The following is a 6569-nucleotide window of genomic DNA, read 5'->3' as shown; positions in this document are numbered from 1 at the left end:
CGGCGTCCGGCAGGCGCCGGCTCGGCGCGGCCAGCGCCACCTGATGCACCCGGGCGAGGTCCAACCCGAACGGCTCAGCCCGCTCCACCAGGGCATCACAGTCAGGTCCTGTCGCGACCGTCGCGCCGCGGACAGGCACGACTGCCCACCGCACCGCGGAGCCGTGTTCGGCGGCCCGACGACCACGACAACGGCGATCAGCCACCGTTCTGCAAGCCGGCGCCGGCCTGCGCCCGCTGCGGCGCCGCCTGGACTGCCAACGCCGCCACCGCGCCCAGTCCAGTGCCCAGCGACCAAACCGCAACCCCGCCGGGTCGACGTCTCCGCCGTCGCAGGTTCGAAGGCTCCCGACAGCCAGAGGCACCCGTTGGGCCTCGTTTGCCGAGCCTCGGCAGTTTTCGCCGGCCCTCTCTGTGCCCCGCGGCCCTGTCCCGGCGACGATGGGAAAGGTCACCATTAAGGCGAGCAGGGGACGACCCGAACGCTAGCTACAACGTCGGGCACTGCAGGTCGAGGCATCCGTGCCGGATGCTGACGCGAAGGAGAACATGGTGCGTCTGTGGAAGTCGAAGTTGGCGCTGACCGCGGCGGCCACAGCAGTCCTGGCACTGCCCGCAACGCTGTTATCCGCCGCGGTGTGATCGACGCCCTGACGATGGTCCTCATCGGTGTCGCGTTGGTCGGCAACTACCTCCTGCGCCGCTACGCCCGGGCCGAACTGCTCTACCACCGTCCCTCGGAACGTCACACGCCAGCGGCCGACCGAAGTGGCCCGACCGGGTTCGGCAGTGCCGGCGCCGTTCCCCCGCCAGCCGAACAGCCCACGTTCGTTCCTGACCGACAGGCGATCCCGGCTGGTGCCTCGGTGCGGTGCCAGTGAGCAGCACCCATGTTGCCGGCTTGGGCCAACGCTGCACCGGCAACGACGACGAACCGGAATGCACCCGGCCGCGTCGCATCCCCGGTGACGGGAGTTCGGCCAATGACCAGAGAGGAGCGCCATGCTGCAGTGGCGAGTACGCGATGTGATGACGACGCAGGTGATTACGGCACCCGACGACGCGTCGGTTGCCGAGGTCGCCACTATGCTCACCGGCCACCAGATCAGCGCCGTGCCGATCGTCGACCGGTTCGGTGCTGTCGTCGGCGTGGTCTCCTGGACCGACCTACGGGACAAGATCGGCATTGGTGAGCCTGGCGACAGCGGCCGCGCGAGTTGGTGGCGGCGGTGGACATCCCCGCTGCTACGGTCACCGGACGGCGCCGCTCGACAGGTGATGAGCGCGCCACCGGTCACGATCACGCCGGACGCGTCGCTGCCGGCCGCCGGCCGCATGATGTACCGCCGCACCGTCGGTCGGCTGCTCGTCGTCGACGGCAACGGCAGGCTGCGGGGCATCGTGACCCGATTGGATCTGCTGAAGGTCCACGCGCGGTTGGATGCGGTGATCCGCGACGAGGTGACGCAACGGGTGCTGCGCCGCACGCTGGCGATCGAACCGGGGACGGTGCGTGTCACCGTCGACGACGGTGTTGTCACGCTCACCGGACACACCGCACGCAAGACGACAGCGCTCGCCGCCGCGCGACTGAGCGAGGCGGTCGCCGGCGTCACCGGAGTCGTTGACCGGCTCACGTTCGACATCGACGACACCGCTGCGGAAACCGCGACGGCACAACCGACCGACCCCGGCCCAGTCCACGGACGGTTGATCGGGCGCCAACCCGCCCGGCCCGTCGCTCGCGCCGCCGAGATCCGACCGCCCAGCCACCATGACCAGCAGACGACCAGAACGGCGGCGCTGCCATGATCCCACACACCTCGACCTCGGGCCCCAACCCCGACGACGCAACACCCGAACCCCGAACGACACGTCCCGCACATCGACCCCGGCACCTGTTGCGCTCGAGACCGGTTTTGGATTTCGTGCAGCGGCTCGGGCAGCAGAAGCAGGTGCCGACCTTTGCCATCAACGTTTCCCGCGCACTGCTGCCGGACCGTGCAGGCGTGGCAGTCCGCCCGCCGGAACAGCACCGACAGTCGCGGCTTGCCGTCCGCGAATGTCGGTCTCCACTGCGGACTGACCGTCCCCTGTGGACATCTGACGTTCTCGGCTCGCCAGTCGACGTGGAAGTCTTCCTTGGCGAAGCCGGGCCGTTCACCGGCACGCGGGTCCTCGCGGACTGGCCCGACAATCGTTATCCCGTGCGCCATCAACGCCTGGTGCACCGTTTCGGGTGTGACGTAGCCGCTGTCCAGGAGGTGCTCCGCCGGCGCCATGCGCTGCCCGACCAGCGCGGTATGGATCGCATCCACGACTCCCCGCGTGCGCGGGGAGCAGCTGAAGTCCGTTGGTCAGTGGTTCGCGGGCCCGGGACCATCCCCGCGTGCGCGGGGAGCAGACGCAGTCCGTGGTCGGCCCGCCGCCGCTGCCGGGACCATCCCCGCGTGCGCGGGGAGCAGGCCGGGCGCTGTTGCATTGAGCGATCGCGTTGATCGTGCACCGGAAGTTCTTCGTCGCGGGGTCCGCTTGGAGGCCGGCGGTCACTGTCCAGCACCCCCTGAAGCTGTCCGTTGTATGCCGTTTCGTTACCGTGACGGCAACATGAGCGTGACCCTTGGCCGAAGTTCTTGCGGCAAGCGATCTTGACGATGGCTCAATGCAACAGTGCCGCGTGGCTCATGATGGCGCGGTGTGGGTGGCAGCCGAACCTCGATGGTCTTGTTGATGATCCGATGTCTGGTGTGGATGGATGCGTCGATCCAGGCGGATGGCGGCGTAGCCGAGGGTGGCGACCGCCCCGACGATGAGCAGGTCAGTGACCGCGACCGGTCGGGTGCCGAGCAGGTCGCGTAGCGGCGGCAGGTACACGGCGGCGAGTTGCAGCAGCAGTGCGCTGCCGACGGCGGCGAGGAGCATCGGGTTGGCCCGGGTGCCGGGCCGGGCCCGGGAGCCGAGGGCGACGGCGAGTTGGGTGGCGCCGAGGGTGAGGAAGACGAGGGTCTGCCAGGGCCGGTCGGTGGCATGGGCCCATCCGCCGATGCCGAGGGTGACGGCGGCGATGACGGTGCCGAGGCGGGCGATGCGCTGCCACAGTCCGGCGCCGAGGACGGTTTCGGTCGGGGGTCGTGGTGGTCGTCGCATGGCGTCTGGGTCGCCGGGTTCGCTGCCGAGGGCGAGGCCGGGCAGGCCGTGGGTGAGCAGGTTGATCCACAGCAGTTGGGCGGGCAGGAGTGGCAGCGCAAGGCCGAGGAATGGTCCGGTGAGCATGACGAGGATTTCGGCGGTGCCGCCGGCGAGGGCGTAGAGCAGGAACCGGCGGATGTTGGCGTAGACGCGGCGGCCTTCTTCGGCGGCGGCCACGACGGTGGCGAGTTCGTCGTCGGCCAGGACGAGGTCGGCGGCCTGGCGGGCGACTTCGGTGCCGCGTTGTCCCATGGCGACGCCGATGTCGGCGGCGTGCAGGGCGGGGCCGTCGTTGACGCCGTCGCCGGTCATCGCGACGACCGCGCCGGTGCCGCGCAGGGCCTCGATGATGGCGACCTTCTGCTGGGGTGCGGCGCGGGCGAAGACCCGCACCCCGCGCTGTGCGGGTGGAGCTGGGTCGTCGGTGCGGCAGTCGTGGACCGGGTCGCCGGCGGTGATGATGCCGAGGTCGGTGGCGATCGCGGCGGCGGTGGCGGGGTGGTCGCCGGTGATGAGGATCGGGGTGATGCCGGCTCGCTGGCACGCGGCGATGGTGGCGGCTGCGGTGGCGCGGGGCGGGTCGAGGATCGCGATCAGGCCGAGCACGTGCAGGCCGTGTTCGAGGTCGTCGGTGTCGTCGGGCAGGGTGGTCCGGTCGGTCTGGGCGACGGCGAGGACCCGGAAGCCGGCGCGGGCCAGTTCGTCGGCTCGTGCCGCGGCGCGGTGCAGCCGGTCGGGGTCGTCGGTCAGCAGCGGCGGGTGCAGCAGTGTTTCAGGTGCCCCTTTGCAGATGACGCGGATGTCGCCGGACGGGAGGCGGTGGGCGGTGGTCATGCGTTTGCGGTCGCTGTCGAAGGGGACCTCGGCGTGGCGTGGCAGCTGCTTGCGCAGCGCGGTCCGGTCGATGCCCAGTTTGGCCGCCGCTGCGATCAGCGCGACCTCGGTTGGGTCGCCGATGGGCAGCCAGTCGGGGGCTTCGTCGTCGGGTGCTCGCAGCGACGCGTCGTTGCACAGGACCGCCGCCTGCAGGAGTCGGACCAGATCGGGTGCGTCGGCTGCGGTGACCGGATGTTCGTCGCGGCGGATGTCGCCGTCGGGCCCGTAACCGGTCCCGGTGACGAGGGCATCGCCGTGCGGGGTCCAGAGCTGCCGGACGACCATGGTGCCTTCGGTGAGGGTGCCGGTCTTGTCCGTTGCCAACACGGTCACGGATCCGAGGGTCTCCACGGCGGGGAGCCGGCGGATGAGGGCGTTACGGGCGGTCATCCGCCGGGCGCCGAGGGCCAGGCTGAGCGTGACGACGGAGGGCAGGGATTCGGGGACTGCCGCGACGACGAGGCTGATCGCGGTGACGATCATGAGTTCCAGGGGTTGCCCCCGGACCAGGCCCAGGGCGAGGACGACGGTGCACAGCACGAGCGCGACCCCGGCGAGGATCCGTCCCACGCCGGCGAGGCGCCGTTGCAGTGGGGTGAGCCCGGCTTCGGTGACCAGCATGGCAGCGATGCGGCCCATCGCGCTGGCCGGGCCGGTCGCGGTCACGACCGCCCGCCCGCGGCCGCGGACGACGACGGTCCCGGCGGACACCACAGCGTCCGGGGCGTCAGCAATGTCCGAAGCGTTCGGACTCTCCGGGTTCCTGGGCGGGTGCTTGTCGACCGGTGCGGACTCGCCGGTCATCGCTGCCTCGTCGAGGAGAAGGGCGGCGGCGTCGACGACTCGGGCGTCGGCGGGCACGATGTCGCCTTCGGCGAGGACGAGCAGGTCACCGACGACGAGGTCCGCGGCCCGGACCTCCCGCTGGGAGCCGTCGCGGACGACCCGCGCATCGGGTGCGGTCAGCTCGGACAGGGCGGTGATCGCCCGTTCGGCTCTGACCTCCTGGATGACGCCGACGGTGGCGTTGACCGCAACGACGAAGAGGATGACGGTCGCGTCGGTGAAGTCGCCGATGACGAGCGTGAACACCGCCGCCGCGAGCAGGACGAGAACCAGCGGATCCCGCAGCTGGGTGAGGACCCGTCGCCACAGCGGGATGGTTGGCCGCTGGGGCAGGATGTTGCCGCCATCGCGAGCCAGCCGCTCGGTCGCCTCCCGTGACGACAGTCCCCGGTGCACTTCTTTGAACGGTGCGAGATCGCTGGTCATATCGTCTCCTCGTCGGCGGTTGTCCGGTGCAAGGAGCGGGGTCACAGCTTGTGGGCGAGCGTGGCGAGCATGCCCTCGACGGCGGGTGCGGAGTCCTGGACGCAGTGGCAGTCCTCGCCGTGGGTGCTGCGGTGCCAGGCGATGAGGTACTGCAGGGCGAGCTGGTTGACCTGGTAGTCGTGTTCGGCTTCGGTGGTTCTTGTGTGCATGGGATCGTCGGCTACGACTGTTCGATGATCTGGTCGGCTGCCAGGCGTGGGGCGCGGGGCGGTCCGGCGGCGGCCGGGTCGATCGTGCTGAGCCGCAGCACCAGGTACGGGTAGCCGGCGCTGGCGAGGATGACCCGCATGGCCTGGCGGGTGCCGACGACCTCGATCGGGGCGCTGTGCGGCAGCACGGACACGCCACGTTCGGTGGCGGTCAGCCACCCGGCGGACAGGGCCTCCCCGGCGCGGAGCCAGTCGCGGGGCTCGTCGCTGCGGCCGTACAGCATGACGAACGCCGCCGTCTTGTCGTGTCCGGCGCTGATCGGCAGGTCGCCGTGGTGGCCGAAGTCGCGGCCGGGAACGGTCGTCTGGGTGGCCCGGCCGGGGATGGCGGCATCGGGGATGCCGGTGCCGGCCGATCGGGTGCCACCGGTCCAGTAGGCGAGTTCGTCCTGCCAGGCGGATTCGTCGGCTTCGGTGCGCTGCGCGTGATCGGCCGCGGAGGCCAACTCGAGGACCTGGTCGGAGGTCAGCGTATGCAGCCAGGTGTCCTCGGCGATGACGGCGGCGGTGATCGCCTGCAGCTTCTGCGGTTCGACGGGTTCGCCGGTGACGGGACGACGGTCGGTGTGCCGCAGCGGGATGGCCCGCAGGTGCAGGGCAGCCAGCTGGTCGACCGCGGCGGTCCGGCCGTCGATGCGCAGGCGGCCGAGGTGGTCCGGGTCGGCAGGCTCCGGCATCCGGGTGGTCGTGACCCGCCAGCCCTGCGCCGCCAGCGACATGCGGGCGTGGTGCAGCGCGACGCCGCAGCTCAGCGTGGCGAGCCGGGCGCCCGGGTCGGTCACGGCCAGGACGCGGCCGCGGTCGGTGAACAGGTCCAGGGTGTGGCCGGCCAGCCGCCACCGCCACGGTTGGGTGTTGTGGATCGACGGCGCGTAGCCGGCGGTCGTGGCCGCCTCGGTGAGAGCGTGGCCGATGGCCAGAGCATCGGTCGGGTGGGTCAGGGCGTCGTTGGACATGACGGTGC

General features: G+C 71.0%; 5 protein-coding genes and 1 pseudogene. 2 read left to right on the top strand and 4 right to left on the bottom strand.

Annotation, left to right across the window (positions count from 1 at the left end):
• Positions 1 to 559: 559 nt before the first annotated feature.
• Together AB0B76_RS55800 and AB0B76_RS55795 are read left to right on the top strand one after the other, a co-directional pair.
• Entirely contained in the window at positions 560 to 880 is a 321-nt protein-coding gene (locus AB0B76_RS55800; RefSeq protein ID WP_360393616.1) for a hypothetical protein, read from the top strand.
• Between the two features lie 121 nt (positions 881 to 1001).
• Positions 1002 to 1811: a CBS domain-containing protein gene (locus AB0B76_RS55795; RefSeq protein WP_360393613.1), complete on the top strand. Its 810-nt coding sequence runs from the start codon at positions 1002 to 1004 to the stop codon at positions 1809 to 1811.
• 98 nt (positions 1812 to 1909) lie between these two features.
• On the opposite strand, the pseudogene AB0B76_RS55790 reads toward AB0B76_RS55795, so the two are convergent.
• The 4 genes and pseudogenes from AB0B76_RS55790 to AB0B76_RS55775 all read right to left on the bottom strand — a co-directional run.
• Positions 1910 to 2215: pseudogene (locus AB0B76_RS55790) on the bottom strand (transposase); the annotation flags it as partial.
• A gap of 466 nt (positions 2216 to 2681) precedes the next feature.
• On the bottom strand, positions 2682 to 5336 hold the full coding sequence (locus AB0B76_RS55785) for a cation-transporting P-type ATPase (protein WP_360393611.1): 2655 nt from the start codon (positions 5334 to 5336) through the stop codon (positions 2682 to 2684).
• Positions 5337 to 5377: 41 nt separating this feature from the next.
• A complete protein-coding gene (locus AB0B76_RS55780; protein ID WP_360393609.1) occupies positions 5378 to 5545 on the bottom strand; it encodes a hypothetical protein in 168 nt (55 codons plus the stop codon).
• Positions 5546 to 5556: 11 nt separating this feature from the next.
• Entirely contained in the window at positions 5557 to 6561 is a 1005-nt protein-coding gene (locus AB0B76_RS55775) for a nitroreductase (protein WP_360393607.1), read from the bottom strand.
• Positions 6562 to 6569: the final 8 nt, after the last annotated feature.

It is taken from the genome of Dactylosporangium sp. NPDC049140 (assembly GCF_040648435.1).
Note: the sequence above shows the minus strand (reverse complement) of the source record. Positions and strands in the feature narration are given on the sequence as shown.